This is a genomic window from Paludisphaera mucosa (assembly GCF_029589435.1).
Taxonomy (GTDB): domain Bacteria; phylum Planctomycetota; class Planctomycetia; order Isosphaerales; family Isosphaeraceae; genus Paludisphaera; species Paludisphaera mucosa.
Genome location: NZ_JARRAG010000002.1, coordinates 3042476 through 3058968 on the forward strand (window position 1 = coordinate 3042476; position 16493 = coordinate 3058968).

11 protein-coding genes are annotated in these 16493 nt (G+C 69.4%); 5 read left to right on the forward strand and 6 right to left on the reverse strand.

The annotated features are described in order from the left end of the window. The first annotated feature begins 5 nt into the window (after positions 1-5). Positions 6-2888: a leucine--tRNA ligase gene (gene leuS / locus PZE19_RS21320; protein WP_277862619.1), complete on the forward strand. Its 2883-nt coding sequence runs from the start codon at positions 6-8 to the stop codon at positions 2886-2888. A gap of 98 nt (positions 2889-2986) precedes the next feature. Then, on the forward strand, positions 2987-3739 hold the full coding sequence (locus PZE19_RS21325) for a hypothetical protein (protein WP_277862620.1): 753 nt from the start codon (positions 2987-2989) through the stop codon (positions 3737-3739). A gap of 164 nt (positions 3740-3903) precedes the next feature. Here the strand turns inward: PZE19_RS21325 and lptB are convergent, their stop codons facing one another. From lptB to lepA, 4 genes are all read right to left on the reverse strand, one after another. Beyond that, positions 3904-4938 (reverse strand): LPS export ABC transporter ATP-binding protein, encoded by a 1035-nt coding sequence (gene lptB, locus PZE19_RS21330; RefSeq protein WP_277862621.1) that lies wholly within the window; start codon positions 4936-4938, stop codon positions 3904-3906. A gap of 64 nt (positions 4939-5002) precedes the next feature. Next, positions 5003-6748: a signal peptidase I gene (gene lepB, locus PZE19_RS21335; RefSeq protein ID WP_277862622.1), complete on the reverse strand. Its 1746-nt coding sequence runs from the start codon at positions 6746-6748 to the stop codon at positions 5003-5005. A gap of 66 nt (positions 6749-6814) precedes the next feature. After that, positions 6815-8275, reverse strand: a complete 1461-nt coding sequence (gene lepB / locus PZE19_RS21340) for a signal peptidase I (RefSeq protein ID WP_277862623.1) — start codon at positions 8273-8275, stop codon at positions 6815-6817. Positions 8276-8356: 81 nt separating this feature from the next. Continuing rightward, positions 8357-10162, reverse strand: coding sequence for a translation elongation factor 4 (gene lepA, locus PZE19_RS21345; RefSeq protein WP_277862624.1), 1806 nt, complete (start codon positions 10160-10162; stop codon positions 8357-8359). Between the two features lie 356 nt (positions 10163-10518). Between lepA and PZE19_RS21350 the strand changes: the two genes are divergently transcribed. Beyond that, positions 10519-11697 carry an FIST signal transduction protein gene (locus PZE19_RS21350; protein WP_277862625.1) on the forward strand — a complete coding sequence of 393 codons (1179 nt, stop codon included), beginning with the start codon at positions 10519-10521 and terminating at the stop codon, positions 11695-11697. 18 nt (positions 11698-11715) lie between these two features. Here the strand turns inward: PZE19_RS21350 and PZE19_RS21355 are convergent, their stop codons facing one another. Further along, the gene (locus PZE19_RS21355) at positions 11716-12057 is read right to left on the reverse strand and encodes a hypothetical protein (RefSeq protein ID WP_277862626.1); all 342 of its coding nucleotides are present in this window, start codon (positions 12055-12057) and stop codon (positions 11716-11718) included. A gap of 258 nt (positions 12058-12315) precedes the next feature. Between PZE19_RS21355 and icd the strand changes: the two genes are divergently transcribed. Continuing rightward, complete coding sequence (gene icd / locus PZE19_RS21360; RefSeq protein ID WP_277862627.1) at positions 12316-13614, forward strand: NADP-dependent isocitrate dehydrogenase; 1299 nt, start codon at positions 12316-12318, stop codon at positions 13612-13614. A gap of 67 nt (positions 13615-13681) precedes the next feature. After that, the gene (locus PZE19_RS21365; protein WP_277862628.1) at positions 13682-14842 is read left to right on the forward strand and encodes a glycosyltransferase family 4 protein; all 1161 of its coding nucleotides are present in this window, start codon (positions 13682-13684) and stop codon (positions 14840-14842) included. Here the strand turns inward: PZE19_RS21365 and PZE19_RS21370 are convergent. Beyond that, positions 14793-16490, reverse strand: a complete 1698-nt coding sequence (locus PZE19_RS21370; RefSeq protein ID WP_277862629.1) for an ArnT family glycosyltransferase — start codon at positions 16488-16490, stop codon at positions 14793-14795. The two genes, PZE19_RS21365 and PZE19_RS21370, sit on opposite strands and share 50 nt — an antisense overlap. Positions 16491-16493: the final 3 nt, after the last annotated feature.

A 16493-nucleotide genomic window follows, 5' to 3' on the forward strand; every position in this document is an offset into this window, starting at 1 on the left:
TCGCCATGCCCGCGTACCACCCTCAGCGGATCGAGCCCAGGTGGCAGGCCTACTGGGAGCAGCATCAGACGTTCGCGACCCCCGACTTCGACCCCGATCGGCCCAAGCTCTACGTGCTCGACATGTTCCCCTACCCCAGCGGCGCGGGCCTTCACGTCGGCCACCCCGAGGGCTACACCGCCACCGACATCGTCTGCCGCTACAAGCGGATGCGCGGGTTCAACGTCCTGCACCCGATGGGCTGGGACGCCTTCGGCCTCCCGGCCGAGCAGTACGCCGTGCAGACCAACACCCACCCGCGGATCACCACCCAGGCGAACGTCGACAACTTCCGCCGCCAGATCAAGTCGCTGGGCTTCTCGTACGACTGGTCGCGCGAGATCGACACGACCTCGCCCGACTACTACAGGTGGACGCAGTGGATCTTCCTCAAGATCCACGACACCTGGTACGACCCCGAATTCGCCTGGACCGACTCGCAGGGCGCCCCGCGCAGAGGGAAGGGACGGCCGATCGCCGAGCTGCCCATCCCCCCCGGCGTCGACGCCCAGGCGTACCGCGATTCGAAGCGCCTGGCCTACCGCGCCGAGGTCCCCGTCAACTGGTGCCCGGCGCTCGGGACGGTGCTCGCGAACGAGGAGGTCATCGACGGCAAGAGCGAGCGCGGCGGCCACCCCGTCGTCCGCATGCCGCTGACCCAGTGGATGCTGCGGATCACCGCCTACGGCGACCGCCTCGTCGAGGACATCGAGCACGTCGACTGGCCCAAGCCCATCAAGGACATGCAGCGCAACTGGGTCGGCCGCAGCGAAGGGGCCGAGGTCGACTTCCCCATCCTCCTCGGCGACGCCCCCCCGCCCCGTCCCCCCGGCGCGTTCCCGGAGACGCCCGCCGAGGGGGTCATCCGGGTCTACACGACGCGGCCCGACACCCTCTTCGGCGCGACCTACATGGTGCTCGCCCCCGAGCACCCGCTGGTCGACCGGATCACCACGCCCGAGCGCCGGGAGGCCGTCGCGAAGTATCGCGAGCAGGCCCGGTTCAAGAGCGACCTCGACCGCACCGACCTGGCCAAGACCAAGACCGGCGTCGACACCGGCGGCCTCGCCGTCAATCCCGTCACCGGCGAGCCGATCCCCGTCTGGATCGCCGACTACGTGCTGATGGGCTACGGGACCGGCGCCATCATGGCCGTCCCGGCGCACGACGAGCGCGATTTCGAGTTCGCGAAGACGTTCGGCATCGCCATCCGCGCCGTCGTCGAGCCCCCGGCCTCCTGGCTCGCCGCCAACGCCGCCGAGGGGGCGGAAACCGGCGACGCCGCGAAGCTCCTGGAAGCCTACAAGGCCGACCCCGGCGCGTTCGCCGACGTCTTCCACGACGAGGGGGTCGCGATCCAGTCGCGGAATGAGACCTTCGTCCTCGAAGGCAAGCCGACGCCCGAGGCGAAGACGGCGATCACCGCCTGGCTCTCCGAGCGGGGGGTCGGCAAGAAGGCGGTCAACTACAAGCTGCGCGACTGGCTCTTCTCGCGCCAGCGTTACTGGGGCGAGCCCTTCCCGGTCGTGCTCGACGCCGACGACCGCGTGATCGCGCTCGGCGAGGACGAGCTGCCGGTGCTGCTCCCCGAGCTGGACGACTTCAAGCCGACCGGGAACCCCGAGCCGCCGCTCAGCAAGGCGAAGGACTGGGTCCGCTACTCCGAGACGTTCCGCCGCGAGACCAACACGATGCCCCAGTGGGCCGGCTCGTGCTGGTACTACCTCCGCTACATCGACCCCGCGAACGCCGAGCGGGCCTGGGATCCGGAGAAGGAGAAGCACTGGCTGCCGGTCGACCTGTACGTCGGCGGGGCCGAGCACGCGGTGCTCCACCTGCTCTACAGCCGCTTCTGGCACAAGGTCCTATTCGACCGCGGCCTGGTCAGCACGCCCGAACCCTTCCAGCGGCTGGTGAACCAGGGGATGATCCTGGGCGAGACCGAATACACCGGCTATCGCGATCCCTCGGGGGCGTGGATCCCGGCGACCGAGGTCGTGCACGCCGACGACGGGGTCTTCCGCAAGGGCGAGGCGACCCGCGCCCCGCTCGAAGTCGTGAAGCTCGAGGACGACAAGATCGTCAAGAAGGGCGAGGGGTTCGTCCTCAAGGAGGCCCCGGACGTCCGGGTCGACGCCCGCGCGCACAAGATGTCGAAGGCCCGGGGGAACGTCATCAACCCGGACGTCGTCGTCGCCGAGTACGGCGCCGACAGCCTGCGGCTCTACGAGATGTTCATGGGCCCGCTCGAAGCGGTGAAGCCCTGGAGCATGAACGGCGTCGAGGGGGTTTATCGCTTTTTGGGCCGGGCCTGGCGGATGATCGTCGACGCCGAGGCCGAGGACGTCCGGCTCGACGCCCGCGTCTGCGACGCCGAGCCGACGCCCGAGCAGGCCAAGCTGGTGGCCCGGACCGTGGCGGCCGTGGGCGAGCACTACGACGGCCTGCGGTTCAACACCGCCGTCAGCCGGCTGATGGAGTTCGTCAACGCCTTCACCGGCGCCGAGGTCCGCCCCAGGGCGGCGATGGAGACTTTCGTCCTCCTGCTCGCGCCGATGGCCCCGCACGTCGCCGAGGAGCTGTGGCAGGTCCTCGGACACGAGACGACGCTCGCCTACGAGCCCTGGCCGACGTTCGACCCGGCGCTGCTCAAGGACGACGAGGTCGAGATCCCGGTGCAGGTCATGGGCAAGCTCCGCGGCAAGGTCGTCGTCCCCGCCGACGCCGACGCCCAGGCGATCGAGACGATCGCGCGGGCCGACGAGCGGATCGCCGCCGTCCTCCAGGGCAAGACGGTCCGCAAGGTCGTCGTCGTGCCCGGGAAACTGATCAACTTCGTCGCGAATTGAGACCGAGGCCCCTCCACAACGTGCGAATGCGCTCCATCCTTCCCATGATGGGACTCCACGCGCCGGGGGCCCGATCCTTTCGACCCGGGAGCCTCGCGATGGACGACCTCGAAGGCGATTTCGACTGGGAGCTGTTCCCCGACGGAGAGCCGCGGCCCTGGACTTCGCGCAAGCGTAGGGCGGCCTACTGGCTGGGGTTGGGGCTGATCATGGCCCTCTGCTGGTACATCGATCCGAACGTGGCTGTCGTCGTGGCCTGCCTGGCGTTCTGGCGGCGGGATTTTCAGGCGGGTCGGCGGTTGACGCGAACGATCCCCGACCGGGCGGGCGGCTGGATCTGCGCGTTGTTCACCTTTGCGTGGGGTGCCTGGAAGGTCGCAGGCCTGGCATTCGCGCTGATGTTCGTGGCGGGGATGCTCGGAGGTCCGGCGAGAAAGGCCCATGGCCCGCCCCCGCCCGGCGTCTTTGCGTGCCTATTGATCATCTTCGGGAGCGTCCTCGCCTCGGCGGTGTTGACGGCGGCCGGGCTGGGGCTGGCGATGCGTTCCGGGATGCGGGTCTGGATCGGCGAAGGGATGAACCGGGCGCGAACGCTCCTGCTGGGCATGGTCGTCGTGGGCTTCACCTTATGCGGCATCGGGCCGATGAGCTTCTGGATGCAGGGCCGCTTCCCCCGGCCGAAGGATGTGGCTGAAGAGACCTCGATCGGGCTGGTCGTCTTCTTCGCCTGCCTGTTCGGCGGACCCATCCTCATCTTGCTAGCCGTCGACTGGTTCAGCGAGCGCGTCGTCGCCGCCCGCCCGGGCAAGTTCGGCCCGAAGGTTTCGAGCATCGGAAAAATGAACACTTGAAATGGACGACCGAACCCGATTTCCACGGCGGTCGGATTTTGCCTAACCAACGAAAAGGCCGGTATTTGCGTCGGCCTCAACGCGGATTTATGGGAAACGAGCGAACCCACAATGAACCCAGTTCGAACCCAACGGCGGAGATCCCGCGGACGGGCCGTGCCGGCTCAGTTCTCGTACAGGTCGTCGATGTTGAAGTCGGGCGGGATCTGGTTGACCTGGATCGAGTGGGTGCCGCCCTGCACGTAGCCCCGGCCGTCGCCGGCGATCGTGCGGCCGACGTGCTCGGGGTCGGCGGGGTCGTCGACGGGTGCGGGCCGAGGGGCCGGTGCGGGGACCACGGCGGGGTTCGGGACCGTGGGCGGCGTCGTCGCGGTCGGCTGGGGCGGGGCGGGCGTGGGATTCGGGGCCGGCGGCAGGGACGGCTGGGTCTTGGACAGGGACATCACCGGGCGCTGGGATTCCATCAGGTGGCCGCCGTCGAACCGCTCGCCGATGTAGTAGCGGCGGACGTCGGCGTTGTTGAGGATCTGCTCGCGGTTGCCGTAGGCGAAGACGCGGCCCTCGCGGATGACGTAGCAGCGGTCGGTGACTTCCAGGGTCTCGCGGAACTGGTGGTCGGTCAGCAGGATGCCGATGTGGTAGGTGTCGACCAGGTCGCGGATCTGCTCCTGGATCTCGCCGACCGTCTTGGGGTCGATGCCGGCGAAGGGCTCGTCGAGCATGATCAGCTTGGGATCGGTGATCAGCGACCGGGCGATCTCGGTGCGCCGGCGCTCGCCGCCCGAGACCATGTGGGCCTTGGTCTTGCGGATCTTGCCCAGCCCGAAGCGGTCGATCAGCTCGTTGAGCCGGTCCTTGCGCTGCTTTCGCGAGAGGTCGCTGCGGGTCTCCAGGATCGCCATCAGGTTCTGCTCGACGGTGAGCTGGCGGAAGACGCTGGAGTCCTGGGCGAGATAGCCCATCCCGGCGCGGGCGCGGAGGTACATCGGCAGTTTGGTGATGTCGCGGCCGTCGAACATGACGGAGCCGCCGTCGGCGTCGATGAGGCCGATGGTCATGCGGAAGCTGGTCGTCTTGCCGGCCCCGTTGGGCCCGAGGAGGCCGACGACCTCGCCCTGGTCGACGTCGAACTCGACGCCGTTGACGACCTGGCGACGGCCGTACCACTTCTCCAGGGCGCGGACTTCGAGCAGGGCCATCGTTCGATCCTCCGTGATCGCGTTACGCGGTGGGCTTCGGGACGGTCCGGGCGGCGGCTCGTCGTCAGCGGATCCAGCGCATCCGTTCGAAGTAGGGTCGGAACGGGATGCGGAGGTCGCGGCTGATCCGGACGTCGGGGCCGAACGGGACGCCGTGGGGCCAGTAGACGAAGAACGCCTTGCCGGTCACCAGGCTCCGCGGCACCTCCCACGACTTGCGGTCGACGGTGTCCCACGCCCGGTCGAACGAGTCCCAGCCCCGGCTGTCCTTGCTCCGGGGGCTGTTGTCGCCCATCATCATGAATCGGTCGTCGCCCAGCTCGTATTCCTCGCTGCGGACCCGCGCCAGGTTGGGGAACCGGGCGGGATCGGCGAGGAAATCGAACAGTTCGGACGGCCGCCGGGGCTCCCGACCTTCCCACACGGGGCCGTAGTCGGTGTAGCCCGGCGTCTGGGTATAGTAGATATCCCGTTTCAGGACAAGGTCGCTCGCGGAAACGACCGCGCCCCGCGCCGCCACCGCGGCCGGCGAGAGGTCGGCCGACGTCGGGACGGGGACCTCGTCGCCCAGGTCGAACTCGACCCCGTCGCCCCCCACCGTCCGCCCGTCCACCAGCAGCGTCAGGCGGTCGTCGACGTCGCCGAATTCGAGGCGATGCCGCCCCCGGCCGATCACCGTCGAGTCGAACTCGGCCAGGGTCTCGTCACGGCGCTGGAACTGGACCTTGCCCGTGGCGACGTCGATCGCGGCGTAGTAGGGCACGCCCGCCTTGACCAGTTCGAGCCGGACCTCGCCCTTGTCGGACTGGACGTCGAGGTCGACGGCGAGCGTCAGGTCGCCGACCCAGTGGGGCTGGAGCCAGGCGTTGCGGGTGTCGCCGCGGGTCTGGCTCAGGTCGGTGTTCTCGGCGGGGAGGTTCGTGTTGTACGAGTAGAAGTCGGTGATCAGAGTGGGCCGGGGCGGGCGGCCGGGCGCGCGGTCGTTCAGGAGCGATTCCCACTGCTCGGGCTCGGGGACGAGGTGCCGGTAGCGGAGGTCGGCCCAGTCCTCGGTCGCCTTCTCGCAGCGGTAGAGGCTCTTGCCGGGCTCGACGACGGCCCAGCCGGCGGCCTCGCCGTTCCACCGCCGCCACTCGGGGCGGTCGCGGAGCGTCCGGGGCTGGTGGGAGTCGTCGTAGACGGGGATCTGCATGCCGCGCAGGTGTTCCATCGGCTTGCGCTGGAGCTTGAAGTCGTCGGCTCCCGGGGGCTTGATGAAGAGGTCGCCGTGATGGATCCGGATCGTCTCGCCGGGGAGGCCGACCAGCCGCTTGATGTAGCTGACCTCGGGCTCCTCGGGGTAGCGGAAGACGACGACGTCGTACCGCTCGGGGGGCGAGGCGCCGGGCAGGAACGGCAGGTCGTAGGGGAACATCGAGACCAGGATCCGGTCCCCCTTGTAGCTCGGCGCGTCGTCGAGCCGGGTGGCCTGGTGGCGGCAGTTCACGCAGACGCCCGAGTAGACCGGCCGGAGCGGGAAGCCTCCCTCGACCTCCTCGGAGGCGTTGACCGAGAAGGTGAACCCGCACTGGGGGCAGACGACCTCCTTGTGGCGCCCCATGAGGGTGGGGGCCATGGAGCCGGTCGGGATGACGAACGCCTGGGCCTCGAAGCCGCGCACGACCAGGGCGGCGACCGCGGCGACGACGAGGGCTTCGAGCGTCTCGCGCAATCCGTCGCCGGTCCGGGGCGCGGCCGTCCGGCCGCGCGGGTCGGACACGGCCGGTCGCAGGGAATGGCCCGGGGGGTTCGTGGCGGCGGTCCGTCCCATGATGATTGGGTCTCTTCAACCGGTGGAGGGCGGGTTCCCTGGCAGGCCGCGGTCCGGGCGGGCCAGTCAGTGAATGTAACGAATCCGCCGCGGATCGGGAATCCAGTATAGGGACCGGCCGAACACCTCCAGGGCGACGACCCGGCCGGGCAGGTGGACCAGGAACGGCTTGCCCAGGAACAGCTCCCGGGGCACGACCGGGCCCTGCGTCCAGAATCGCGAGTCGTTCGACACCGGGCTGTTGTCGCCCAGGACGAAGTACTCGCCCTCGCCCAGCCGGTACGGCTCGAGAATCCCGTTGGGGCGGTGATGGGCGACGCCCAGCGAGCTGGTGTAGTGGACGTCGCGGTAGATCCGCAGCTCGGGGACGGCCACCGCGCCCCCGCGTACGCCGATCGATACGGGCGACTCGTCGTTCCAGGGCGAGTCCGTGGGGTCGTCGTAATCGAGCGGCTCGAACAGGAGCGAACCGTCGATCGCGACCAGCAGCCGGCCGTCGAACAACGACGCCTCGATCGTCCGCAGGCCGTCGCCTCCCGCGGCGGCGGCCAGGGGATTGGCGAGCAGGAAGGTCTTCCGGGGCATGCCGTTGCGCAGGACTTCGACGGGATCTTCCGTGCGGGTCGGGATACGGACGATGAAACGATCGCCGCCCGAGCGGAGGCTCAGGGCCAACGAGTCGACGCCCGGCCCCACCCGAACGCGGGCCTCCAGGCCGACGTCGCGCACGGCGTTGTCGGAACGGCCCTCACCGCCGTTGTAGCCATAGTAGTCGCGGATCGGGGCGTAGCGGTTGAGGGACGGGTCCCAGTTGCGGTAGACCAGCCAGTCGTCGGCGTCAGCCGCGCCGGCGACGGGCTCGTGGCGGAAGCCGTCCGGCCCCTGACTCCAGCCGCTGGGCTCGGCGTGCAGCGAAGCGCCCCGTCGGAACGCCCAGCGCGGGAAGCGCTCGGAGTCGGCCGGCGGATAGCGGCCGTCGTGGACGAGCATCCGCATGCCGCGGACGTCCTCCAGGTTCTTGCGCGCGACCACGCCGTCGACCCAGACGTCCCCCTTGGCCACCCGGATCGACTCGCCGGGAAGGCCCACCACGCGCTTGACGTACGCCTGCGACGGGTCGCCGGGGTAGTGGAAGACGGCGACCTCCCAGCGCTCGGGGGCGCGGAAGTCGTACAGGAACTTCTGGACCAGCACGCGGTCGCCGTTGCAGGGGACGACCGGCTCGTCGTCGAAGCCGGCGCGGCCGCAGTTGGGGCAGACGGGCCGGGCGGGCGGGGCCTCCTCGTCGAGGCCGACGTCGAAGGGATACTTGCAGTTCGGGCAGGTCAGCTCGCGGTGATGGCCCAGCAGGGTGGGCGCCATCGACCCGGTGGGGACGACGTAGGCCTCGGCCGAGAAGGTCCGGAAGAGCAGGACGCCGATGCAGAGGGCCACCAGCAGCTCCACCGTCTGGCGGGCGACCCCGGCCGCGGGCGGGTCGTCGCCCTCGGCGGGCTCGGGCATCGGCGACGGCGGGAGCGTGTCCATGGCTGATCGTCCGCTATCGGGTTCGGGCGCCGGGCTCGACCGCGGGCGCCGAGGGGACGCGGAGCACGCTCGGTCCGGGGCTCAATCCTCGGAATCGTCGAGGACCGACAGGAAGGCTTCCTGCGAGATCTCGACGTTCCCCACCTGCTTCATACGCTTCTTGCCCTCTTTTTGCTTTTCCAGGAGCTTCCGCTTTCGCGAAATGTCGCCGCCGTAGCACTTGGCGGTGACGTTCTTCCGCAGCGCCGAGATGGTCTCGCGGGCCACGACCCGGCTGCCGATGGCGGCCTGGATGGCCACCTCGAACTGGTGGCGGTCGATCTCGGCCCGCAGCTTCTTGACCAGCTTCCGGCCGCGACGGTCGGCGTGCGCCCGGTGGACGACGATCGAGAGGGCGTCGACCTTCTGGCCGGCGACCAGAATGTCGAGCCGGCAGAGGTCGTCGGCGTGGAAGCCGATCAACTCGTAGTCCATCGTCCCGTAGCCGCGGGTCGCGCTCTTGAGCTTGTCGTAGAGGTCGTAGATCATCTCGGCGAGCGGCAGCTCGTACGTCAGGATCGCCCGCGCGCTCGAGAGATATTCGGTCTTGATGTAGGTGCCGCGGCGATCCTCGCATAGCTGCATGATCGCGCCGATGGCGTCGGTCGGCAGGATGAAGTTGATCTTGGCGATGGGCTCGCGGAACTCCTCGATCTCGCCGGGGTCCGGGATCCGGGTCGGGTTCGAGATGTGGAGCGTCTCGCCCTTCTTGGTCAGGATCTCGTAGGTCACGTTGGGCGCGGTCTGGACGAGGGCGAGGTTGCTCTCGCGTTCCAGCCGCTGCTGGACGATCTCCATGTGGAGCATGCCCAGGAAGCCGCAGCGGAAGCCGAAGCCGAGGGCGTCCGACGTCTCGGGCTCGAACGTGAAGCTGCTGTCGTTGAGGGCGAGCTTCTGGAGCGCGGTGCGGAGGTCGTCGAACTGGTTGTGCGAGGCCGGGAAGAGGCCGCAGAAGACGACCTGCACGGGCTCCTGGTAGCCCGGGAGGCTCTCCGTCGCCGGGTTGGGGACCTGGGTGACGGTGTCGCCGACGCGGACGTCGGAGAGCTTCTTGATGTTGGCGACGACGTAGCCGACCTGGCCGACCCCCAGCTCGTCGCAGGCGATCTCGCGGGGTCGGAACCGGCCCAGGCCGATGACCTCGAAGTCGGTCCCCTCGGCCATCAGGCGGATCTTCTGGCCCACCTTGAGCACGCCGTCGACGACCCGGACGTAGACGACGACGCCCTGGAAGTCGCTGAACTTCGAGTCGAAGATGAGGGCCCGCAGGGGCTTGGACGGATCGCCCGAGGGCGGCGGCACGCGCTCGATGATGGCCCGGAAGAGGTCGGGGACGCCGGCCCCGGTCTTGCCGCTGACCGAGAGGACCTCGCTGGGGTCGATCCCCAGCGTGGTCATGATCTCTTCCTTGATCTCGTCGGGCCGGGCCGCCTGCATGTCGATCTTGTTGAGCGCGGGGACGATCGTCAGGTCGTTGCCCACCGCGAGGTAGGCGTTGGCGACCGTCTGGGCCTGGACGCCCTGGGTGGCGTCGACGAGGAGGATGGCGCCCTCGCAGGCGGCGAGGCTCCGCGAGACCTCGTAGTGGAAGTCGACGTGCCCGGGGGTGTCGATCAGGTTCAGCTCGTAGTTGCGGCCGTCGAGGACGTAGTTGATCGCCACGGCGCGGGCCTTGATGGTGATCCCCCGCTCCCGCTCCAGGTCCATGTCGTCGAGGAGTTGCTCGCGGAACTCGCGCTGGCTGATGGCCCCCGACTGCAAAAGGAGCTGGTCGGCCAGGGTGCTCTTGCCGTGGTCGATGTGGGCGACGATGGAGAAATTGCGGATGTACTTGGGATCGAAGGCCATAGGTCAGGTCCGATGACGTGGATCGGTCGTCCCGAACGCGATGTGCGTCGGTCTTCGTCGTCCATGCGGAGCGGAGAGGGGGTCGTCGCGGCGGAGCGCCTTCGCGGCCGTTCGAGGAGGTTTCGGCGAGCGGCCCTCGCCGCGTCCGGGGGTGGTTTCGGAGTCTCGACCCCTTGCGACGTGGATCGTTCCGGTAGAGGGCCCTCTCGTGAATGATTATATTGGGTGGACGGCGTGGCGAGAAGTCGGCTTATGCGGACTCCCCCGGAACGTCGCCCCGGTTCCGGCGCCCGTCAGGCCTGCTCTCCGTCGAATCGGGCGGGCCGCCGGGGGCCATTTCTCTAGCAGGTGCGGCCATGAAATGCGTCTCGGCCCTCTCCACGGCCCGGAGCGCCAGCACGGCGTTCCACCAGATCCTCGAGCGCCTGGACGCCGAGCCGGGCTCGGACGCCGACCCCGATCCGGCCGACCTGACCCTGATCTTCAGCTCGCGGCACCACGCCGCCGTGCTTGGCAAGCTCTCGCAGGCGTTCCTCGAGCAGGGCCGCACCCGGCACGTCCTGGGCTGCACCGGCGAGTCGATCGTCGGCGACGAGCAGGAGGTCGAAAACAAGCCGGCGCTCGCCGTCTGGTCGCTGCACCACTCGGCCGCCGAGATCCAGGCCGTGCGGTTCGACCCCGGCGGCGGCTCGCTCAGGCAGTCGCTGGCGTCGCTTGAAAAGCCTTCCGAGTCGACCCTGATCCTCTTAGCCGACCCCTTCACGTTCGGCGTCAACGACCTCCTCAAGATCGCCAACGAGGACCTCGTCGGGCTGAAGATCCTGGGCGGGATGGCCAGCGCGGGCAACGAGCCCGGCTCGAACCGGCTCCTGCTCGACGGCGAGGCGTTCACCGACGGCGCCGTCGCGCTGAGGATCTCGGGGCCGATCGCCGTCCGGACGGTCGTCAGCCAGGGCTGCCGGCCCATCGGCCGCACCCTGCTCGTCACCAAGGCCGAGCAGAACATCATCCGCGAGCTGGGCCGCCGTCCGGCCCTGGAGGCGCTCCGCGAAATCTTCCGCGACCTGCCCGAGGAGGACGTCGACAAGGTGAAGGAAGGCCTGCACATCGGCCGGGTCATCAACGAGTACCAGGAGTCGTTCCACCGCGGCGACTTCCTCGTCCGCAACGTCGTGGGGGCGGAGGAGTCGGGAGCGATCCAGATCAACGACCTGATCCGCGTCGGCCAGACCGTCCAGTTCCACGTCCGCGACGCCGAGACCGCCGACGAGGACCTGCGCGAGAGCCTCGCCCGCCGGCCCAAGGGGGACGAGGGGGGGACGGTCCCGGTGGGGGCCCTGCTCTTCTCGTGCAACGGCCGGGGCACGCGGCTGTTCGACGTGCCGAACCACGACGTCGCGACGATCCGCGAGGTCCTCGGCCCGATCCCGGTCGCGGGCTTCTTCGCCATGGGCGAGCTGGGCCCGATCGGCGGCCAGAACTTCATGCACGGCTTCACCGCCAGCGTCGCCGTGTTCGAGCAGCCCGTCGCCTGAACCCGTCCTGGCGATTCGTCATCGCGGACGAGAACCCTCGACGATCGGCGGGGTCCACCCCGCAGGGGGGGAAAGCGGACTCAGCGGTACCGGGCCCCAGGGATGCGCCGCAGCCTGCTCGAATTCGCGCGACAGGAATTCGTGCCATCGCGCCATCCTCAAACTCGCAGGATTCCACTCGGCTTCTTCCCGAAACCCCTTCGCGAGGACCGCATGGCCCCCGGCGACCGCACGGTAATTGGCGGATCGCCCCGCGGTAATTCGCTTCCACCGATCGGTGGCGACGAAGATGACGATGGCCGCCACCTCGACGGCGAGGACCATGCGAAAAACGGTGATCCGAACGCGAATCCGGCGCATCCATCCCCCCCTCGCGAAGTCCGAACGGAGGCGTAAGCGTAGCCATCCGATCGTACCCTCGGACGGGCCTCTGCGCCACCGGCGGACCGCGCCGGCCCTTGCCGACCCCGGTCGATTCTGCCATGATCGACCGGCCTGGCGGCCCCGCCCCGCGACCCGGGGCGACGCGGCCCCCGGCCGAGATCCAGCGTCCCGGGCGCGCGACCCCAAGTCGCCGCGGCGGGCGGTCACCACGAGTCCACGTCAGGAGAGAGTTTCATGGCGAGCCCGAAAGCCGAGGCTCCGGCGGGTGGAGAGAAGATCACGATCCGGGACGGAAAGCTGACCGTCCCGGACTCCCCGATCATCCCGTTCATCGAGGGCGACGGCACCGGCCCGGACATCTGGCGCGCCAGCGTCCGCGTCTTCGACGCGGCGGTGGAGAAGGCGTACGGCGGCAAGAAGCAGATCAAGTGGATGGAGGTCTACGCCGGCGGCAAGGCCCACTCCCTGCTCAACACCTGGCTCCCCGACGAGACCGTCGAGGCCTTCCGCGAGTACCTGGTCGGCATCAAGGGGCCGCTCACCACGCCCATCGGCGGCGGCATCCGCTCGCTCAACGTGGCCCTCCGGCAGCTCCTCGACCTCTACGTCTGCCTCCGCCCGGTGCGCTGGTTCAAGGGCGTCCCCTCGCCCGTGAAGCACCCCGAGAAGGTCGACATGGTGATCTTCCGCGAGAACACCGAGGACGTGTACTCCGGGGTCGAGTTCGAGGCCGGCTCGGCCGACGTCAAGAAGCTCCTCGACTTCATCAAGGCGGAGTTCCCCTCCGCGTACAAGAAGATCCGCTTCCCCGAGACCTCGGGCGTCGGCATCAAGCCGGTCTCCAGCGAGGGGAGCGAGCGGCTCATCCGGTCGGCCATCGAATACGCGATCGCCAACGGCCGAAAGAGCCTCACGCTCGTCCACAAGGGGAACATCATGAAGTTCACCGAGGGGGCGTTCCGCAACTACGGATACGCCCTCGCCGAGCGAGAGTTCGCCGGGCAGACCTACACCTGGGACCAGTGGGAGCGGACCAAGGCCGCCCAGGGCGAGGCCGCGGCCAACGCCGAGCAGAAGGCGGCGCTCGACTCGGGCAAGATCCTGATCAAGGACGCCATCGCCGACATCGTGCTCCAGCAGGTCCTCACCCGGCCGACCGACTTCGACGTCATCGCCACGATGAACCTCAACGGCGACTACCTCTCCGACGCCCTGGCCGCCCAGGTCGGCGGCATCGGCATCGCTCCGGGCGGCAACATCAACTACCTCACCGGCCACGCCGTGTTCGAGGCCACCCACGGCACGGCCCCCAAGTACGCCGACCTCGACCAGGTGAATCCCGGCTCGGTCGTCCTCTCGGGCGAGATGATGTTCCGCTACATGGGCTGGACCGAGGCGGCCGACCTGATCATCAAGGGCATGGACGGCGCGATCGACCAGAAGACCGTCACCTACGACTTCGCCCGCCTCATGGACGGCGCGAAGCAGGTCAAGTGCAGCGAGTTCGCCACGGCGGTCATCTCCAAGATGTGAGCCTCGGCCAGGGCGGGGGCGTGCGGCGACGGGCGCCCCCCGGCCCGACTCGGAGACGCCGGCGATCATGCGCGTGACCCTCGTCACCGAAACCTTCCCGCCCCAGGTCAACGGCGTCTCGCGCACCCTCGGCGAGCTGGCGAGGCGACTGGGCGAGCGCGGCGACGCCGTCCAGCTCGTCTACCCCGACTACGGCGACCGCCCCGACCCGCCCCACGCCTGCCGGGTGGGGTCGATCAGCCTTCCTTTCTACAAGGAGCTGCGGCTCCCCCTGCCCCCCTTCGGCCGGACCCACCGCGCGATCGACGCCTTCCGGCCCGACGTCGTCCACGTCGCGACCGAGGCCTTCCTGGGCCTCAGCGTGCTCCGCCACGCCTCCCGCCGCTCGATCCCGATCGTCTCCAGCTTCCACACCAACTTCGACCAGTACAGCCATCATTACGGCGTCGGCTGGGCGCGCTCGCTGATCTGGCGCTATCTCCGCTGGTTCCACAACCGGACGCTGGAAACCTACGTCCCCTCGCGCACGACCATCGCCCAGCTCGAAGGCCGGGGCTTCGATCGCCTCGTGCTCTGGCCCCGCGGCGTCGATTGCACGTTCTTTCGTCCCGACCGGCCGGGCCGGACCGCCGTGCGCGAGACTTACGGTTGGAGCCCCGACGACGTCGTCCTGACCTACGTCAGCCGGATCGCGCCCGAGAAAAACGTCGCTTACCTCGCCGAGGCCTTCGCCCTCGTCGCGGCCCGCCGCCCGGACGTCCGCATCCTGTTCGTCGGCGACGGCCCCTCGCGCGGGGACCTGGAGGCGCGAATGGGCGGCATCGCCCGTTTCGCCGGCTACCGCGTGGGCGACGAGCTGGCCGACCACTACGCGGCCGGCGACGTCTTCGCGTTCACCAGCACGACCGAGACGTTCGGCAACGTGGTCCTGGAGGCGATGGCCTCGGGCCTCCCCGTCGTCGCGCTCCGCGCGGGGGGCGTGGGCGAGATCGTCCGCGACGACGACACCGGCCTGCTCGTCGACCCCGAGGCGCCGCCGCAGGTCTTCGCCGAGGCGCTGATCAAACTCGTCGACCAGGACCAGCTTCGCGGCCGGCTGGCCCGGTCCGCCCGGTCGTACGCCGAATCCCAGAGCTGGGACGCGATCATGGACGGCCTCCGCGATCGCTACGCGGGCGTCATCGCCCAGGGCCGGGACCTCCGCGAGCCGGCCCCGACAGCTCCCTGAGCGGACCGGCCGTCCCGGGGCCGTCGAAGTTCTCGAACGCGGCGTAGCGATCTTTCGCCACCCACAGTCCCAGGCCGTTCGCGCTCGGGACGAGCCGCGAGGGCAGGTAGTTCTCGAACAGGAACGACCGCAGCGCGGGGAACGGCGGGTAGCCGGCGAAAATCAGGGCCGGCCGCTTCGCACGCAGGTCGGCCATGATCTCGGCCACCCGTGGCGTGATCAGGGGATGATCGCGGTCGGCGTAATCGCGCAAGAGGTTGTCCGTGAACAGGTGCCGGCTCGCTCCGTCGAGCTGGCCGTAGAAGAAGAGCGGACTCTGCCATCCCCAGATGTAGAGCCTCGGGTCGTCGAACACCCCCTTGCGACGGCCCAGCTCCTTGCCGAGCGCCCGCAGGACGACCCACTGGCCCCCCCCCTTGTAGCGGACCGTCAAATCCTGCGGCGGACGGAGCAGGTAGTCGCGGACCTGCAGGAACGTCGTCCCGAGCGTCGCCGCGACGATCGCGACGGCCCCGGCCAGCTCGACGATCCGGCCCCTGCCGCCCAGGGCCGCGAAGCTGTCCCCCGCCGTGATCGCCAGGACGAGCGCCAGGCCGGGCGTCGGCAGCAGGTAGTAGTGCGGCCAGTACATGCCGGGGAGGACGACCTCGGCGATCGCCGCGACGGTCCATCCCGCGACCAGCCGGCGCTTCGGCGAGGTCGTCGGCGCGAAGGCGACGTGCGCCAGGCAGGCAGGCGTCATCAGCCAGAGGGGCCAGCTCCCCCGCCCCCACCAGACCAGGTAGTCGGTCTTGCCGAATGGCCAGGGGAGCGTCCCCTGGGGGTCGGCGTTCCCGGTGAGCCAGCGGATCCAGGCCGTGGGGGCGCCCGGCTCGGGCGCGACGTCCGTCGCCATCGCCCGACCGAAGCGGACGATGTCGTCGTAGGCCGACGTCCCCGCCCCCTGCACCAGCAGCACCCCCGCCGCCGCCGCCAGCGTGAAGCCGAGGCCGAGCCCCAGCCAGCCGACGGCCTTGATCCGATCCCGTGTCGGCCGGATCGCCAGCGCCGCGACGTACACGGCCAACGGCAGGACCGCCACCTGCTTCACCAGCGTCGCCGCCCCCAGCGCCGCCCCTGCGAGCGCGAAAGGCCAGGCATTCCCCCGATCCCAGCCCAGGACCATCAGCCCGAGCGAGGCGACCGAGAAGAAGTTCATGAGGTGTTCGAGGTTCGAGCCGTTGCCGAACAGGTAGGGATCGGTGCTGAGGATCGCATACAGGAAGGCCGCCAGCCCGCCGGCGACGGGCCCGGAGAGACTCACGCCGATCCACCAGACGATCGCGATCGTCGCCAGGATGTAGGGGATCGGGAAGAGGCGGATCGCCGTTTCGGAGTAGCCGAATAGGGCGATCGGCGTCGCGTACAGCCAGTAACCGAGCGGCGGCTTGTTCTCGGTCAAGTCGCGATACAGGACGTCTCCCGCCAGGATCCGCCGCCCCATGTGGGCGTAGATCGCCTCGTCGCAGTCGAGCGGCTCCGACGGACCCGTCGCCGTCGGCCAGGCCCGCAGCCCGGTCGCCTCGACGACCGTCGGCGCGAAGGTGTAGGCGCGATACCAGACGTCGAAGATCAGGACGGCGATCAGGAGCAGGATCGATTTGCGCATCGC

Bases quoted from the DNA above. Each gene is read 5' to 3' on its own strand.
- PZE19_RS21365 (WP_277862628.1), top strand. From the start codon at position 13,682: ATGCGCGTGACCCTCGTCACCGAAACCTTCCCGCCCCAGGTCAACGGC.
- leuS (WP_277862619.1), top strand. From the start codon at position 6: ATGCCCGCGTACCACCCTCAGCGGATCGAGCCCAGGTGGCAGGCCTAC.
- PZE19_RS21355 (WP_277862626.1), bottom strand. From the start codon at position 12,057: ATGCGCCGGATTCGCGTTCGGATCACCGTTTTTCGCATGGTCCTCGCC.
- lepB (WP_277862623.1), bottom strand. From the start codon at position 8,275: ATGGACACGCTCCCGCCGTCGCCGATGCCCGAGCCCGCCGAGGGCGAC.
- PZE19_RS21370 (WP_277862629.1), bottom strand. From the start codon at position 16,490: ATGCGCAAATCGATCCTGCTCCTGATCGCCGTCCTGATCTTCGACGTC.
- lepB (WP_277862622.1), bottom strand. From the start codon at position 6,748: ATGGGACGGACCGCCGCCACGAACCCCCCGGGCCATTCCCTGCGACCG.
- PZE19_RS21325 (WP_277862620.1), top strand. From the start codon at position 2,987: ATGGACGACCTCGAAGGCGATTTCGACTGGGAGCTGTTCCCCGACGGA.
- PZE19_RS21350 (WP_277862625.1), top strand. From the start codon at position 10,519: ATGAAATGCGTCTCGGCCCTCTCCACGGCCCGGAGCGCCAGCACGGCG.
- icd (WP_277862627.1), top strand. From the start codon at position 12,316: ATGGCGAGCCCGAAAGCCGAGGCTCCGGCGGGTGGAGAGAAGATCACG.
- lepA (WP_277862624.1), bottom strand. From the start codon at position 10,162: ATGGCCTTCGATCCCAAGTACATCCGCAATTTCTCCATCGTCGCCCAC.
- lptB (WP_277862621.1), bottom strand. From the start codon at position 4,938: ATGGCCCTGCTCGAAGTCCGCGCCCTGGAGAAGTGGTACGGCCGTCGC.